Raw genomic sequence first — 805 nt, 5'->3', positions numbered from 1 at the left:
CCGGGGTGCTGCTCACGGCGGTGGCGCTGTGGGGGGCGGCGTTCGGGGGAGTGCCGACGCTGCTGCAGACGGCGCTGGTGAACGCGTCCGGGCCGGAGAACGCCGACGTGGCGACGTCCATGCAGACGACCGTGTACAACGCGGGCATCGCCGCCGGGTCGCTGGCCGGCGGCGTGGTCCTGGAGGGCGCCGGGGCGGGGGCGCTGCCGTGGACCGCCCTCCCGCTGGTGGCGGGCGCCCTGGTGATCGTGGTCGCGGCCCGGCGGCACGCCTTCCCGCCGCCCGGCGCTAGAGGCCGTTCCTGGCCAGGGGCTCGACGAGCTCGTGCTCCTCGTACGACAGGTGCGACAGCAGGCTGTCGGTGAGCAGGTCCACGGCGGCGCGCAGGTCGCCCAGGTGGGCTGCCGGGTCCCCGACGAATCCGACGAGCGCCCGGTCGATCCGTTCGAGGACCTTGTGGATGGCCTGGTGCTCCTCCTTGAGGCGGTCGAGCACAGGCGCGAGGGCGGGCTCGGCGCGGCGCAGGTGGGGGAAGAGGACGGCGTCCTCGCCGCTGTGGTGCATGGTGACGAGCCGGCAGTAGGACTCGCAGTAGGCGCCGAGGGTCCAGTTGTTCTGGCGCATGGTCATGGTGTTGATGTGCGAGCGGGCGGCGTCCGCGCCGAGCGTTCCGTCGGCGACCTGGTCGATCAGGTCGCGCAGCTGGGCGAGCTCGGTGCGCAGGTGGTCGTGGACGTCGATGAGGTGCCGGCCGTTGGCCTGCTCCCTGGCGGTGTAGGGCCTGCCGGGATCGGGGAGTGGTGTT

At 73.4% G+C, this 805-nt stretch carries 1 protein-coding gene and 1 pseudogene; one reads left to right on the top strand and one right to left on the bottom strand.

All coding sequences use genetic code 11. The features are described from left to right. Positions 1-365: pseudogene (locus EJK15_RS69725) on the top strand (MFS transporter); the annotation flags it as partial. Here EJK15_RS69725 and EJK15_RS69720 read toward each other — a convergent pair. After that, positions 289-805 (bottom strand): hemerythrin domain-containing protein (locus EJK15_RS69720; protein WP_138720984.1); only part of this gene is annotated, 517 nt, incomplete at its 5' end. The pseudogene EJK15_RS69725 and the gene EJK15_RS69720 overlap by 77 nt on opposite strands.

It is taken from the genome of Nonomuraea basaltis, assembly GCF_005893125.1.
GTDB classification, from domain to species: domain Bacteria; phylum Actinomycetota; class Actinomycetes; order Streptosporangiales; family Streptosporangiaceae; genus Nonomuraea; species Nonomuraea basaltis.
This window is presented reverse-complemented; position numbering and strand designations above follow the sequence as displayed.